This window comes from Enterobacter cloacae complex sp. SHL009 (assembly GCF_049237205.1).
Taxonomy (GTDB): domain Bacteria; phylum Pseudomonadota; class Gammaproteobacteria; order Enterobacterales; family Enterobacteriaceae; genus Enterobacter; species Enterobacter cloacae_M.
In genome coordinates this window covers 26,194-40,777 of the sequence record NZ_JBMKIW010000009.1, presented here as the reverse complement: position 1 = coordinate 40,777, position 14,584 = coordinate 26,194, and the positions used below count along the sequence as shown (strand labels likewise).

General features: G+C 57.4%; 11 protein-coding genes. 1 reads left to right on the top strand and 10 read right to left on the bottom strand.

The features are described 5' to 3' along the window. Positions 1-39: 39 nt before the first annotated feature. The 3 genes from aaeB to aaeX are packed head-to-tail and all read right to left on the bottom strand — an operon-like array spanning position 40 to position 3,156. A complete protein-coding gene (aaeB, locus tag ACOTZC_RS18575) occupies positions 40-2,007 on the bottom strand; it encodes a p-hydroxybenzoic acid efflux pump subunit AaeB (protein ID WP_045355383.1) in 1,968 nt (655 codons plus the stop codon). A gap of 5 nt (positions 2,008-2,012) precedes the next feature. Further along, positions 2,013-2,945: a p-hydroxybenzoic acid efflux pump subunit AaeA gene (gene aaeA, locus ACOTZC_RS18570; RefSeq protein ID WP_023309394.1), complete on the bottom strand. Its 933-nt coding sequence runs from the start codon at positions 2,943-2,945 to the stop codon at positions 2,013-2,015. A gap of 7 nt (positions 2,946-2,952) precedes the next feature. Next, a complete protein-coding gene (gene aaeX, locus ACOTZC_RS18565; RefSeq protein ID WP_003860416.1) occupies positions 2,953-3,156 on the bottom strand; it encodes a p-hydroxybenzoic acid efflux pump operon protein AaeX in 204 nt (67 codons plus the stop codon). A gap of 179 nt (positions 3,157-3,335) precedes the next feature. Here aaeX and aaeR point away from each other — a divergent pair, with 179 nt between their 5' ends. Beyond that, positions 3,336-4,262 carry an HTH-type transcriptional activator AaeR gene (aaeR, locus tag ACOTZC_RS18560; RefSeq protein ID WP_023309395.1) on the top strand — a complete coding sequence of 309 codons (927 nt, stop codon included), beginning with the start codon at positions 3,336-3,338 and terminating at the stop codon, positions 4,260-4,262. 77 nt (positions 4,263-4,339) lie between these two features. Here the strand turns inward: aaeR and tldD are convergent, their stop codons facing one another. From tldD to mreB, 7 genes are all read right to left on the bottom strand, one after another. Then, the gene (tldD, locus tag ACOTZC_RS18555) at positions 4,340-5,785 is read right to left on the bottom strand and encodes a metalloprotease TldD (RefSeq protein WP_322408220.1); all 1,446 of its coding nucleotides are present in this window, start codon (positions 5,783-5,785) and stop codon (positions 4,340-4,342) included. An 84-nt stretch (positions 5,786-5,869) separates the two neighbouring features. Then, positions 5,870-9,673 (bottom strand): AsmA2 domain-containing protein YhdP, encoded by a 3,804-nt coding sequence (yhdP, locus tag ACOTZC_RS18550; RefSeq protein WP_421635945.1) that lies wholly within the window; start codon positions 9,671-9,673, stop codon positions 5,870-5,872. 42 nt (positions 9,674-9,715) lie between these two features. Further along, the gene (gene rng / locus ACOTZC_RS18545; protein WP_010436156.1) at positions 9,716-11,185 is read right to left on the bottom strand and encodes a ribonuclease G; all 1,470 of its coding nucleotides are present in this window, start codon (positions 11,183-11,185) and stop codon (positions 9,716-9,718) included. Then, on the bottom strand, positions 11,175-11,768 hold the full coding sequence (locus tag ACOTZC_RS18540; RefSeq protein ID WP_023309398.1) for a Maf family protein: 594 nt from the start codon (positions 11,766-11,768) through the stop codon (positions 11,175-11,177). Before ACOTZC_RS18540 ends, rng begins: the two co-directional genes overlap by 11 nt. Positions 11,769-11,777: 9 nt before the next feature. After that, a complete protein-coding gene (mreD, locus tag ACOTZC_RS18535) occupies positions 11,778-12,266 on the bottom strand; it encodes a rod shape-determining protein MreD (protein ID WP_023309399.1) in 489 nt (162 codons plus the stop codon). Next, positions 12,266-13,282 (bottom strand): rod shape-determining protein MreC, encoded by a 1,017-nt coding sequence (mreC, locus tag ACOTZC_RS18530; RefSeq protein WP_023309400.1) that lies wholly within the window; start codon positions 13,280-13,282, stop codon positions 12,266-12,268. The genes mreD and mreC overlap by 1 nt, the downstream gene beginning before the upstream one ends. Positions 13,283-13,344: 62 nt before the next feature. Continuing rightward, positions 13,345-14,388, bottom strand: coding sequence for a rod shape-determining protein MreB (gene mreB / locus ACOTZC_RS18525; RefSeq protein WP_000913396.1), 1,044 nt, complete (start codon positions 14,386-14,388; stop codon positions 13,345-13,347). Positions 14,389-14,584 lie beyond the last annotated feature (196 nt).

Here is a 14,584-nt window from a genome sequence, read left to right as displayed (position 1 = left end):
AAAAAAACCGACGCTTTTGGCATCGGTTTTTTACTTCAGTCAGTTATCCGTGAGGGCATTCTGGTAGCGATGCAGCATAAACACCAACCGTCCTACCGGCTCGGTCACCTGAGGCGGCGCCTCCCAGTGCTTGAGCTTTTCCTGATAGATATCGAGCTCTTCAAGCAGCTGCGTAAAGTAGCGGCGCCGTTTGTCATCGCTGCTGGCAGAAAGCACGTGATCGGCGGTACGACGCAGCTGGCGGTGGTATGCCGACAGATCGTCGTTGATCGGCACGGGCGCGTTACGCAAACGCTGGTGCGCAATGATCATGGTTAACGCCAGGCGGAACTTCGCGATATCGCCCGGGAACTTGTTCAGCAGCAAAAACAGCTGCTGGTACAGCGCGGGGAGGTGGTTCTCTTTACGGCGCGCGGTATTGGTTGTCAAAGATGACACGGCAGCCGACACGAACTGGTTCAACAGCACGCGGCCCGTTCTTGCCTGCGAGTTATCACGCACCAGCAGTATCACCATCATGGCCAGGAAGCAGCCCACCAGCTGGCCTAACGCGCTGTCGAGGAACTGGCTGAAATGGAAGGTCATCGGGTTATCGAGCACGATGATGTTAATCGTACTCGCCAGCGCCCCCAGCGATCCCAGACGCCGCTTTTGCACTTCAATGCCTATAAAGAACGCCATTACCGCCAGGCTAATACAGAGCAGCAGCATGCTCTGTTGCGTCGACGGGATGATGACCAGGAAATAGAGCGCGCCTATCGGCAACGCGGCAATCGTGCCGTAGAGGAAATCAATGGCGACCATACGCGGATTAGGCAGACGCATCGCCAGTGCGGTCACAACGGCAATCATCACCATCGCGCCGCTGCCGGACGTCCAGCCCGTCCACAGCCAGAACAGCGTGCCGAGCATGCAGGCAAGCGTCGTACGCCAGAAATTGACCATGGCGTGATGGCGCTCGGCGGATTCCGCCTTGATCACCACTTCCCCCTGCAGCACCTCTTCTTCCGCCGCGCTGATTTTGGTGTTACCAATCACGCCGCGCTTCAGCAGCAGATAGCGCGTCGCGGCGCCGACCCAGGTGTAGATGGTCACCGGCGTGTCGCGCTCCCCGGTCCAGGCAATCACCCGGCGCATGCGCTTAAGCTGCTTATGCACGTCCTGTACGGTTTCCACCGGCTCGGCAAACAGTTCGCGGAACGTATCGGTGACTGCTTCCGGCCGGGTGTTCTGAATCAGATAGGTTTCACAGGCCTGGGTAATCAGCGTCAGAGAGACGGTGTTGAGGGCTTTAAGACGTCGATTCGCGCGGGCCCAGCGCGAGGACTCCATGTTAAGGTTGCTGCGCATACCTTCCAGCGCCTGCGTACGGCGTACCAGCCCGCTCCAGGCTTTATCCACCTCTTCGCTGTCGCCGTGCTTAATGCACAGCTGCATCAGCTGATACTGGGCAACGATCAGCGCGTCGAGCTCACGGTCGACTTCCTGCTTGATGGAGCGCGGAGAGAAAAGCAGATCAGCGACGATCGCGCTGACAATACCAATCACAATTTCGCTGCATCGCTCCACCGCAAACTGCGGTGCCAGCAGCGGTTCGCTTTGGATAGTGATGATAATAATCAGCGCGGTATAGCCCGCCAGTCCCCAGGCGTAGGAGTTTTCCACTTTCACCAGAGACGAGATCCAGGTGCAGAACCCCGCCCAGATGCAGCAGACCATCAGCATCAGCAGCGGGGTGCGGATCATGAGAATAATAATGGTCAGCGCCGCGAAACAGCCGATAAACGTCCCGATGATACGCAGCATCCCGCGATAGCGGATCGCGCCTGAATAGGGTTCCCCACCCGCGGCAAAGGCCGGGCCCGCCGCGACAATCGCGGCCGTCAGCACTGCCCAGCGAGGGGTTTCAAGCTGGAAGTGAAAGCCAACAAACAGCGCCAGCACGATGGCGCACGCCAGCTTCACGGCGAAGCGAATGTGCTGGCTGGCGATGGAAAAGATACCCATGGCGATTAACCAAACTCGCGCAGGCGGTGGGCAATTTTACGGAAGAACGAGTCCTGGCTGGCATCCCGGTCCTTTTCACCGGTGATCACCACCGTCGCCGTGGTACCCGCAGGCCACAGATTTCCCTGCTGTTCATCCAGATGAATACGTACCGGCACGCGCTGGGCCAGACGCACCCACTCCAGGTTGGAATCGACCGTCGCCATCCCTTTGGCATCGTTAGAGCTGCTGGAGTTAGTCACCCCTGCGGCAACGCTGTCGACGGTGCCTTTAAAGACGCGATTGCTGCCGAGCGGCGTAATTTCCGCCCGATAACCTGGACGCACGCCTTCCAGCTTGGTCTCTTCCATATAGGCGAGCACGTAGAAGGAGTTCTGTTTAACCAGCGCCACGGCGGTTGAGCCACGGGTAATGAATTCCCCGGCATAGACGTTGAGGTTGGTGACCCAGCCATCGGACGGCGCGCGGATCACGGTGCGCTCGAGATCGAGCTTCGCCAGATCGCGCGTTGCCTGCGCTTTCGCCAGCTGGTGCAGCACGGTTTGCAGCACGTTGTTGGACTGGTCAATCTCTTCGCGGGACATTGCCTGAACGCCCAACTGATTACGGCGGCCTGCCTCGCGGCGTTTCTCCGCAGCGAGCGCCTGATAATAGGCCACGTCCGCTTCCGCCTCTTCCAGCGCTTTCTGGTAACGAGGCTGGTCGATGGTGAACAGAACCTGATCTTTTTTCACCAGCTGGTTATCGTGGACGTTGACCGCCGTGATAAGACCGGCCACGTCAGGGGCTATTGCCACCACATCGGCGCTGAAGCGTGCATCACGCGTCCACGGTGATTCGGTGTAATAAACCCAGGCGCGGAAAATAGCGATGAAGGCGAGGATAACCAGCGCCATTGTGATGGCAGTGCGGGAGATTTTTCTTGTTAGCGTTTTCACATCAACCTCAGACAAACATGCGCGATATCAGATAAAACAGGCAGCAATACAGCGCGGTATTGAACAATGCAGGGTGCCAGACGAAATCGTAGATCCCGGTAGGGACCAACACCTTGCGCACCAGCCAGAAGATCGCCAGTGATAAAAGAAGCTCGAAAAATATCGGTGGGAACGACAGACCGAACACCACGATAACGGGAAACAGACTCATGTTGACCTTGATAAGAGAGAGTGCAGGCTTCAGAATTTTTTAGCGCACGCCACCGCAGGAGAGCAAGAAACGCCGGGCGAGAATGGCGCAGCCGTTATGTAATTAATAATATATTAACGTAACTGTTATGCTGTTATCTATAATATGTGATCTAAATCACTTTTAAGCCAGAGTGAACAATGGAACGTTTAAAACGCATGTCGGTCTTCGCCAAAGTGGTTGAACTGGGCTCTTTTACCGCCGCTGCACGCCAGCTTCAGATGAGCGTCTCATCCATCAGCCAGACGGTGTCCAAACTGGAAGATGAGCTTCAGGTCAAGCTGCTCAACCGCAGTACCCGCAGCATTGGGCTGACGGAGGCGGGTAAAATTTACTATCAGGGCTGTCGCCGCATGCTGCTTGAAGTGCAGGATGTTCACGAACAGCTCTATGCCTTCAACAACACCCCCATCGGCACGCTGCGCATCGGGTGTTCTTCAACTATGGCACAAAATGTTCTCGCTGCCATGACGGCGGATATGCTGAAAGAGTATCCCGGTCTTACGGTCAATCTGGTGACGGGTATCCCGGCGCCGGATCTGATTGCCGACGGGCTGGACGTGGTGATCCGCGTCGGCGCGTTGCAGGATTCCAGCCTGTTCTCGCGACGGCTGGGCAGCATGCCGATGGTGGTCTGCGCCTCGAAAAGCTATCTGGCGCAGTACGGCGTTCCGGAGAAACCCGCCGATCTCACCAACCACTCGTGGCTGGAGTACAGCGTGCGGCCCGATAATGAATTTGAGCTGATCGCTCCGGAAGGGATCTCTACCAGGCTGCTACCGGAAGGACGGTTTGTCACTAACGATCCGATGACCATTTCGCGCTGGCTGGTGGCCGGCGCCGGGATCGCCTACGTGCCGTTAATGTGGGTGATCAACGAGATCAACAGCGGCGTGCTGGAGATCCTCTTCCCGCGCTACCAGTCCGATCCGCGACCGGTGTACGCCCTGTATACCGAAAAAGACAAACTCCCGCTCAAGGTACAGGTGTGTATTAACTATCTGACCGAGTATTTTGTGGACGTGGCGGAGCTGTTTCAGGGGATGCGGGGGAGAAGGAAAGAATAGGTCTTTTTCCAAAAGGAGGAGGGAGAAAAGACAGCATGAAGCAGTACCCTCTCCCCTTTGGGGAGAGGGTCAGGAAATTACGCCGTGCCGCCCACCGTCAGGTTGTCCACCTTCAGCGTTGGCTGGCCCACGCCAACCGGCAGGCTCTGGCCCTCTTTACCGCAGACGCCCACGCCGTTATCCAGCTTCAGATCGTTACCGACCATAGAGATCTGCTGCATAGCTTCAATACCGGAGCCAATCAGCGTCGCACCCTTCACCGCTTTGGTCACTTTGCCTTTCTCGATCAGATACGCTTCTGACGTGGAGAAAACAAACTTACCGGAGGTAATGTCCACCTGGCCGCCGCCAAAGTTTGGCGCAAAGATACCGTAATCAACGGATTCGATAATCTCCTGCGGCGTGGATTTGCCCGGCAGCATGTACGTGTTGGTCATGCGCGGCATCGGCAGGTGCGCGTAAGATTCACGGCGTCCGTTGCCCGTCGGCGCGACGCCCATCAGACGCGCGTTGAGTTTGTCCTGCATGTAGCCTTTCAGCACGCCGTTTTCGATCAGCACATTGTACTGCCCTGGCGTACCTTCATCGTCGATAGCCACCGAGCCGCGACGATCGCGCATGGTGCCGTCATCCACCACGGTGCACAGCTCAGAGGAGACAAGCTGCCCGATCTGACCGCTGAAGACCGACGTCCCGCGACGGTTAAAGTCGCCTTCCAGCCCGTGGCCTACCGCCTCGTGCAGCAGCACGCCCGGCCAGCCAGCACCCAGCACCACCGGGAATGAGCCCGCCGGCGCCGCGACGGCATTCAGATTCACCAGCGCCATGCGCACGGCTTCTTTTGCCCACGCGTCGGCGCGCGCTTCACCGTCAACGTCGCCCAGGAACCAGTCATAGCCGAAACGACCGCCGCCACCGCTTGAGCCGCGCTCGCGTTTGACATCGTCGTCGACCTGCACGCTGATGGAGAGACGTACCAGCGGGCGAACGTCTGCCGCCAAAGTGCCGTCCGTTGCCGCCACCAGAATCAGTTCATACACACCGCTCAGGCTGGCTGAAACTTCCTGCACGCGTTTATCCGCCGCGCGGGCGACTTTGTCCACGCGACGCAGGATATCCAGCTTCTCTTCACGGCTCATGCTCTGCAGAGGATCGATGCTGGTATAGAGCGCAGAGTGCTGCACTTCTCCAAGGGTTTTCACGCGACCATCGCCGGTATCACGCACAATGGTACGCGCGGCCTGCGCGCTCTGCTCAAGTGCAGCCAGGCTAATCTGATCGGCATAGGCAAAACCGGTTTTCTCGCCGCTAACGGCGCGGACGCCGACGCCCTGGTCGATGTTGTAAGAGCCATCTTTAATGATGCTGTCTTCTAAAACCCAGGATTCGTGATAGCTCGACTGGAAATAAAGGTCGCCGTAGTCGAGACGGCGTTCGGTCAGTTGACCAAGAATGGAGAACAGGTCCTGATGGCTCAGGCCGTTCGCTGCGAGCAAATGTTCACTTACCAGGTTCAGACTCATCGTATTGCTACTCGTTCGTTGCCGCCCGTGGCGGTATAAAGATCGTATTTATTGAGAGTGAGGCAATTACCTGCCCACGTCAAATCATTGCTGTGCATCTTTGCGCGGCTGGCGCAGCACCTCGTTAATCTGCGGTTTATCGACCGGACCGGTAATGCGGTAGCGCAGAATGGAGACTTTGCTCCACAGCGGACCCAGCACTTTGCTGGCGGCAAACACCGCCGCACCGACAATCGGGTTCACCACAAAGGCCGCCGCCACGCCCACGCTCGCGGAAATTTCCGGTGCCACCACGGCTTCCATATCCAGCTCGCGACGCACGAGGTTAACGGAGCCTTTCATGGCGATATCCGCTTCCAGGCCATCCACCAGCGTATCGTCCGTATGCAGAACGCCGTCCTTAATCCATGCCGTACTGCGGATGGAATCGTAGTAGAAACCTTCGCTGAACGTATCGCTGAAATCGAAGCGCAGCTTGCGCAGCAGCGCATCAAAACTCAGCAGGCGCAGGATCTGCCCGGCTCGCCCCGTGCTCACGTCGGCAATTTCACCTTTACCAAAGTGGGTTTTCAGAATGCCGTTCAGCGAGGCTTCATCCGGCTTCCACGGGGCGTCACGCCAGTGAAGATCGTAATCGACGTCAAACGACGAGCCGCGCAGCGGCGTGCTGATACCAAAGAAATTGGCTGCCGCATCCAGCTTGTTGCCTTTAATGTCGCCCTTCAGGGAAGTTCGCTGCTCGCCCGGGTTATTCACCCATTCCCCTGCGGCCGTCATGCGGCCAAAACCGGTATCAACCAGGCCACCGGAGAGCGTAAGCGTATTTGCCTGGATGGTGAAATCGCCGTCGATACGGCCATATTTCTGCCCCCACAGCCAGCACTCCGCGCAGCGCAGCTGGAGATCGGGCCAGCCGCTAAAATCGACGCGGGAGACATTACTCAGCGGCGATGTCTCTGCCGGTTTATCTTTCCCGCTCGCGGCGCTTGCCGGGTTGTAGTAGAGGTAGCGGATCGCCGCCTGCCATGGCGCGTGATTGCGCATGGTCAAAGTACCGTTGATCTCTCTGCCCTGGGCCTCTACCTTCGTGCCGTTAGCGCCAGGCTGCGAGACGATGCTCAGGTTGTTCCACTGCTGCCCGCCCAGCATCAGCGACGGCGTACGTACGGTAATGGCTTGCGGGAACTGGGCGGTTTCATCAACGTTTTGCCCAACGCCTTTCTGGAACAGCGCCAGCCACTCTGCGCCGTCCATCGGCGGGAGATTCAGCTCAATGCCAGCCTGCTCCGGCAGAGGCGGCGTGGAGCGGCTATCCGTTGTCCAGATGGCTTTGTCGAGGGTGAGCTTGCGGTTAAGTAGCCAGCGGCTGTTGAAGTGGTTTGTCCCGCCCGCGCTTCCGGTCAGCGCGAAGCTGTTCAGGTTGCCATCGACGTTCAGCTTTACCGGCAGGGGCTGTCCGGCCTGTTTATCCAGCGGCGCAGGCAGCTGGCTCTGAAGGTTTTTCAGATCGCCCGTGATGTCGACCTTATACTGGGCACCCGCGTGATAAGGCAGGTCAATTGCCACTTTACCCTGCCAGGCGACCGCGCCCTGCACTGACGCCTCAATGGGCTTCGGCAGGACGTCCATGCGCGCTGGCTGCCAGTTACCGTCCAGATTGACGGCCACCTGGTAGGCCTTTTCACCCTCGGTGGTCGTGAAGTCGATATTAACGGGCTGATTAAACCAGCTGGCCGTAAGCGGCTCGCTCTTCAGGTTACCGTTCTCAAAGCTGAACTGCCCGCTGAGATTTTTCAGCGTGCTCTCAAGGGGTTTGATGAACAGACTGTTGTTCTTCAGGCGGACGTCACCTTTGGCGGTGGTCATCTCTCCGTCCAGCGGGATATCAAGATGTAAGCGAGCATTCACATCGCCATCAAGCTGTAGCTGCTGGAGCGTCGCCGCCAGCGACTCTTTCAGGGGCGTCTCCTCAAAGTACGGTCCCACCGCTTTGCCCGGACCGTTGATGTCAGCATCAATCAGCAGCTTCTCTTTGGAGTAATCCGGGATGTTGGCCGTCAGGTTGCTGGCCGTCACGCCGCCCAGTGCCACGCTGTCGGACTTCATCCATAGCCCGTCATTGAGGAAGTTGAGCTCGATATCCAGGTCTTTCAGCGCAGGCCAGTCGGGCTGGAACGCAAAGGTCGCGTTATGCAGCGGCACCAGCACCTGGAACTGGCCTTCATTATGTTTGTACGGGAATAGATGCGGGTTACCGCCGTACACTAGTGTGGCATTGTCCGCCTGACCGCCCTGAATCGCGCCGCTGAGATAGTCCACCAGGGCTTTTCCCATCAGGTTTTCCGGGAAGTAACGCCAGGCCTGTGAGCCGTCATCGGTGCTGATCCCGGCCAGAATGCCCAGCCACGGCTCATCGCCTTCAGGCTGCAGATAGCGGAAATCGCCGCGCGCGTGCACCGCTTTGGCTTTCACATCGATATGGCGGCCATCAAGCTGGAAACCCTTGTCGTTACGGAGCCAGTTAAGCACCGCGCTGCCCTGTTCGATTTCCAGCGGCGCGCGGAAGACCGTCTCGTAAGGCATTTTGGCGTCGTGCATATCAACCGTCAGCCTGCCGTTTTCCACGCTGCCTTCCAGCTTGCCGCTAAAGTGCTCCGCCCCCGGCAGCAGCTTCCACTGCTTCCAGGCAAGATCTTTCCACGTGGCCTGGAAGCGCGTTTTTTCCGTTGCCTGAAGCGGGATGTCCAGCCCCAGAGCATCGATCGTCCCGCTCGGCTGCGTTGCCAGCCAGATCTCGCCCAGGTCCGGAGAGAGCTTTGCCGCCATCGAGCGCAGGCCTTCAATGGCCGCCAAATCGAGGTTGCTGGCGCGGATGCGCAGCTCGTCGCTGCGTTTACTGGCCGTACCGCCGACGTCCTGCTCCGGCATCCAGGCCAGCGTCAGCGCACCGCGCGGCCACGGCTTGCCGTCGATGGTGATGCGCGTATCCGGAATGGCAAACTGCCAGCCCTCTTTCTCCTGCGTCACGTGCGCGGTGAGGTTATCGACGGAAAGCTGATGCTGCTGTTTTTCGCCTTTCCAGCTGGCGCCCCCCTGCTTGAGCCAGATATCGCCGCTGGCAAATTCGCCTTTGGTCAGGGTCAGCCAGCCTTCAAGGCTGAAACGGGCAGTCTCCAGCTGCATATTTTGCTGCATCCAGTCACCCAGCCATGGCTTCACGTCAACATCGTCGGCCTGCAGCCAGACTTTGCCGTTGTTTAACAGGCCGTCATCGTCCCGCAGATCCATGCGCACCTGCATCACGCCGTGCTGGCCGTTCAGGCTTGAGAGATTGACCTGCCCCTCGGCGCGGTGACGTTCTTTACCGTTGAGCCAGGTCAGCTGAGGGATCGCCAGTTCGGCGCGCTGGCCGGAAAGGGTAATGAAGCTCACTTCGCTGTCGCGCAGATCGAAGTGATCGAACTGGCGGAGGAAAAGATCGCTGAAGCGGTTGGCTTCAAGACCCTGACCGCTATCGCCGCCAGACAGCGGCGTATTGGTCAGGAACTGGAGTTGATAAAAGGTGAGATCGCGAAACTGCCAGCGCAGATGCAGCAGGCTTTGCCAGACGTCCAGCGCCAGGGTCACGCGTTTGATTTTCAGGTGGCCGCCATCTTTCAGGCTGGCGTTGATATCCCGGACATCGAGCGTCGGGCCAAAATTCTGCCAGTTAGCGCTTAGCTGGCTTACGTTCACCGGCACGCCGGTGGTGGATTCAATTTTAGCCAGCAGCTGCGGACGCCAGCTGTCCAGATGCGGTAATACGAGGCGTAGCCCGCTCACGAGCAACGCGACAATCACGACCAGCGTTGCCCCTGTAAGCAATAAAATCCCCGGCAATCGCCTCACGCATCTCTCCTTGTCAGCTTTCGTCACGCAGCGTACTGCGTTTTACATCATCACGACGTCAAACTGCTCCTGGTTATAGAGCGGTTCAATTTGTACTTTTACCTGTTTGCCGACAAAGATTTCCACTTCCGCCAGCGCGTGTGACTCTTCGCCTTTCAGCGCTTCAGCCACCGCAGGGGAAGCATAGACCAGAAAACGATCGGAGTCGTAGGCATGATGAACACGGACGATTTCACGCATAATTTCGTAGCAGACGGTCTCAACCGTCTTTACCGTTCCGCGTCCATGGCAGGTTGGGCATTCATTACACAGCACATGCTCAACGCTCTCGCGGGTACGCTTACGCGTCATTTCCACCAGCCCCAGCTGTGAGAAGCCGTTGATGCTGGTTTTCACGCGGTCTTTGCTCAGCGCCTGCTCAAGCGAGTGCAGCACGCGGCGACGGTGGTCTTCATTACTCATATCGATGAAGTCGATGATGATAATGCCGCCCAGATTGCGCAGACGAAGCTGGCGCGCAATCGCCTGCGTGGCTTCGATGTTGGTGTTGAAGATGGTGTCATCCAGGTTGCGATGGCCGACAAACGCGCCGGTGTTGATATCGACGGTGGTCATCGCTTCGGTCTGATCGATGATCAGATAGCCGCCTGACTTCAGCTCGACCTTACGCTCCAGCGCGCGCTGGATCTCGTTTTCGACATCATAGAGATCGAAGATCGGCTGACGTCCTGAATAATGCTCCAGCAGGCCGGGCATCTCCGGGATGTACTCAGCGGTAAATTCCAGCAGCGCTTCATAGGTCAGGCGCGAGTCCACGCGAATGCGGTCGAGCTGCGCATCAGCAAAGTCGCGCAGAACGCGCTGAGCAAGCGCCAGTTCACCGTAAAGCTGGTAGCGGGTCTGGTTACGTTTTTTACGCTCCATTACCTTGGTCCAGACGCGCTTCAGGTAAGCCGCATCCGACGCGAGGTCTTCTTCGCTGATCCCTTCCGCAGCGGTACGGATGATAAACCCGCCCTGTTCATCGCAGTAGGCGCTGACCACTTTCTTCAGACGCTCGCGCTCGGTTTCGCTCTCAATACGCTGCGAAACGCCCACGTGCGACGCGCCAGGCATAAAGACCAGATAGCGGGAAGGTAAGGTGATGTCGGTGGTCAGACGGGCGCCTTTGGTACCGAGGGGATCTTTCACCACCTGCACCATCAGATCCTGCCCCTGACGTACCAGTTCAGAAATATCGCGCACGGCAAACTGCTTTTGCTCTTCGCCCGCGACGCACTCGGTGTGCGGCATGATATCGGAGGCATGTAAAAACGCCGCCTTATCCAGTCCAATATCTACAAAAGCCGCCTGCATACCCGGTAGTACACGACTGACACGACCTTTGTAGATATTGCCTACTATTCCGCGCCGCGCTTCACGCTCAATATGAATTTCCTGAAGAATGCCACCATCAATATAGGCCACACGGGTTTCCGATGGCGTTACGTTTACCAACAATTCAGCCGTCATAATTATCCCTTCCCTCACGCAGTGAGTTAAAATTGCTCAGCAACTCATACGTTTCCACCAGCGGTAAGCCGACTACGGCGTGATAGCTGCCATTAATCTTCCTGACAAAACAGCCACCCAGCCCCTGAATACCGTATGCACCTGCTTTATCCATCGGTTCACCGCTGGCAATATAAGCGGCGATGTCGTCGTCGGTAAGTACTCTGAACGTCACTTCGGTCACCACCAGGCAATCCAGCACGTGCTGGCGGTCAGCCAGCGCGACGGCCGTCATCACCTGATGCGTTTGTCCGGACATTTTGTGCAGCATGCGCGCCGCATGATCGGCGTCGCGCGGTTTCTCAAGCACTTCACCGTTCAGAATAACGATGGTATCTGCTCCCAGCACGGGAAGATCGCGTGGCACACTGGCCACGCCCGCCTGCGCTTTCTCGCGCGCCAGGCGAGACACATACTGTTGAGCGCTTTCGCCCTCAGCACGCTTTTCTTCAATGCCGGTAACGATGCGTTCAAAAGAGACCCCCAGCTGCGTCAGGAGTTCCTGACGGCGCGGGGAGCCGGAAGCGAGATACAAAGACGTCATAGAAACCTTTTATTGCACAGCAAACTGCTGGCGAACCTTACGCATCAGCAGGAATAACCATGGCCAGAGCACACCGTTTACTACACTACTCCAGAACACTTCCGGTCGGAAAGAGACGTTGATCACTAAAAACTCTGCCCAGAAAACAACGATATCCGCAGCGAGCGACAATAACATCACCACCAGGGCCTGTTGCCAGAGCGCAAGGTTACGAAAGAGCTGGAATTTGAGTGCGACGAGGTACGCAATAATGCTCATGGACAAGGCGCGCACGCCAAGCGTAGAGCCGCTAATGAGATCCAGTATGGCACCCATCACGAAACCTGTGCCGACATTTACGCGATGCGGCAGGGCAAGGATCCAGTAGAGTAAAATGAGCAATACCCAGTTTGGCCGGAAAACGAGAATGTCATCCGGCCAGGGCATCACTTGCAGCAACAGTGCAATGAGAAACGAGAGCCAGATGACCCAGCGCCCCTGGCTACGATAGCTTGCCACTACTGCCCTCCCGAAGAGAGTTTAGGCGGTGGCGGCGCATCCGGCAGCGGCTGCGTTAACCCTGTTGCCGGCGCCGGTACTGGCGCAGGCGGCCCCATGGAATCCGCAGGCGGGAGAACCTGCGGCATCATCTGCATCAGGCGCTCATTTGCTACGCGATGTACCTCTTCAGGCGTCATCGGGTTAGCACCGTTACGATCGGCGCCCCACAGCAGCAGCAGATAGCGCAGACGCTGCAACCCGGCGGTTGGACGCGCCTGAATCACGGTATAGGCACGCTGGGTGTCCAGCTTGACCGAAGAGACCACCGCAACCGGATAGCCTTCAGGGAAGCGTCCGCCCAGGCCGGAGGTTACCAGCACGTCGCCCACGCGAATATCCGTGTTAGCCGGCAGATGTTCCAGCTGCAGGTCGTCCGTACAGCCGTTACCGGCCGCAATTACGCGGATGTCGTTGCGCAGAACCTGGATCGGCAGCGCATGCGTGGCATCGCAAATCAGCAGCACGCGGCTGGTCAGTTTGGCCACGGCAACAACCTGGCCCACAACGCCTTTATCACTGATAACAGGCTGACCTTCATACACCCCGTTCACGCTCCCTTTGTCGATCACAACCTGATCGCTGTAGGGGTCATTCACGGTGGAGATCACCTGAGTGACCATTTTCTGCTCATCCTGACGCAGCGGCGAGCCGAGCAGTTCACGCAGACGCGCGTTCTCCTGCTTGTATTGCCCCAGCATCAGCAGTTCGCTGTTTTTCAGCAGCAATTCCTGACGTAATGCCCGGTTTTCGAGTTCGAGTTGGTCGCGCGAAGACAGCGTTTGAGAAACGGAGTCGAGCAGTTCACGGGGACCATTTGAAACAAAGTAGAAAGGACTGACGGCGGTATCCATGTACGTTCTGATCTGGCTGAACGTACCGAGGCGGCTATCGGCAATAATGACCCCAAGCGCAACCAGAACCGCCAGAATAAGGCGAAACTGTAGCGATGGGCCACGGCTAAAAATTGGCTTCATAGGCTATGCGTATTCTCGCGTCAGAGAGAAAGGGTAGCAAATTGCTACCCTCTCAAACTCGACTACTCTTCGCTGAACAAATCGCCGCCGTGCATGTCGATCATTTCCAGCGCCTTGCCACCACCACGGGCGACGCAAGTCAGTGGATCTTCTGCAACTACGACAGGAATACCTGTCTCTTCCATTAACAGGCGGTCGAGGTTACGCAGCAGCGCACCACCACCGGTCAGAACCATACCGCGCTCGGAGATATCGGACGCCAGCTCTGGTGGGCACTGTTCCAGCGCAACCATTACCGCGCTCACGATGCCCGTCAGTGGTTCCTGCAGAGCTTCCAGAATTTCGTTGGAGTTCAGGGTGAAACCGCGTGGAACACCTTCAGCCAGGTTACGGCCACGCACTTCGATCTCACGCACTTCATCGCCCGGATACGCAGAGCCGATTTCGTGTTTGATACGCTCTGCGGTGGCTTCACCGATCAGAGAGCCGTAGTTACGGCGAACATAATTAATGATGGCTTCATCGAAGCGGTCACCACCGATACGTACGGAAGAGGAGTACACCACGCCGTTCAGAGAGATAACGGCCACTTCAGTGGTACCACCACCGATATCCACCACCATAGAACCGGTAGCTTCGGAAACAGGCAGGCCCGCACCGATGGCCGCAGCCATTGGCTCTTCAATCAGGAATACTTCACGTGCACCTGCACCCTGGGCAGATTCACGGATTGCGCGACGCTCTACCTGGGTTGCGCCAACCGGCACACACACCAGAACACGCGGGCTTGGACGCATGAAGCTGTTGCTGTGAACCTGCTTGATGAAGTGCTGAAGCATTTTTTCAGTCACGAAGAAGTCGGCGATAACGCCGTCTTTCATTGGGCGAATGGCGGCGATGTTGCCAGGGGTACGACCCAGCATCTGCTTCGCGTCATGACCCACTGCAGCCACGCTTTTCGGCGAGCCTGCACGATCCTGACGAATGGCCACAACGGAAGGCTCATTCAATACGATGCCTTGTCCTTTTACATAAATAAGGGTATTCGCGGTACCCAGGTCAATGGACAGGTCATTGGAAAACATGCCACGAAATTTTTTCAACATACTAAGGGATAATCCTGAAAGCTGGGGCGGAAAACAAAATCCGCTTACTTTACCAACCACACGCAGCAGCGACAAGGCGCAAAAATCATCTGCAACGGTGAAAATTTGTGCAGTACGTTTCCTGATGTTACAAAATCATCCCCTGACTCCCTCAGGGCTGAGTAAACAGTAGCGTTCCCCACTGACGTTTGTAACC

What these genes read in the sequence shown, in the direction of transcription:
- tldD (WP_322408220.1), bottom strand. Translation starts at nt 5,785, where the DNA reads ATGAGTCTGAACCTGGTAAGTGAACATTTGCTCGCAGCGAACGGCCTG.
- aaeX (WP_003860416.1), bottom strand. Translation starts at nt 3,156, where the DNA reads ATGAGTCTGTTTCCCGTTATCGTGGTGTTCGGTCTGTCGTTCCCACCG.
- mreC (WP_023309400.1), bottom strand. Translation starts at nt 13,282, where the DNA reads ATGAAGCCAATTTTTAGCCGTGGCCCATCGCTACAGTTTCGCCTTATT.
- rng (WP_010436156.1), bottom strand. Translation starts at nt 11,185, where the DNA reads ATGACGGCTGAATTGTTGGTAAACGTAACGCCATCGGAAACCCGTGTG.
- aaeB (WP_045355383.1), bottom strand. Translation starts at nt 2,007, where the DNA reads ATGGGTATCTTTTCCATCGCCAGCCAGCACATTCGCTTCGCCGTGAAG.
- aaeR (WP_023309395.1), top strand. Translation starts at nt 3,336, where the DNA reads ATGGAACGTTTAAAACGCATGTCGGTCTTCGCCAAAGTGGTTGAACTG.
- mreB (WP_000913396.1), bottom strand. Translation starts at nt 14,388, where the DNA reads ATGTTGAAAAAATTTCGTGGCATGTTTTCCAATGACCTGTCCATTGAC.
- ACOTZC_RS18540 (WP_023309398.1), bottom strand. Translation starts at nt 11,768, where the DNA reads ATGACGTCTTTGTATCTCGCTTCCGGCTCCCCGCGCCGTCAGGAACTC.